General features: G+C 44.6%; 1 rRNA gene. It reads right to left on the bottom strand.

The window, feature by feature from the left end:
• Positions 1 to 91 (bottom strand): 23S ribosomal RNA (locus F2P46_RS36895); the annotation flags it as partial.
• Between the last annotated feature and the right edge of the window lie 151 nt (positions 92 to 242).

Here is a 242-nt window from a genome sequence, read left to right on the forward strand (position 1 = left end):
TGCTAGCTCCCCGCAGCTTATCGCAAGCTACTACGTCCTTCATCGCCTGTAATCGCCAAGGCATCCACCATGTGCACTTATTCGCTTGTCCCTATAACGTTAGCCTCTGTTCCGGAGAACAAAGAGCGTTACAGAGATAAGAAAGTACAGCGTTGTTGCTTTGTTTTGATACATACAATCACTACCCATCGAACCGTCTGTCGACGATTCGATTAAAACTTTACTTCTTCCAGATTGTTAAA

Origin of the sequence: Massilia sp. CCM 8734, from assembly GCF_011682155.1 — a bacterium.
Classification (GTDB): domain Bacteria; phylum Pseudomonadota; class Gammaproteobacteria; order Burkholderiales; family Burkholderiaceae_D; genus Telluria_A; species Telluria_A rubra.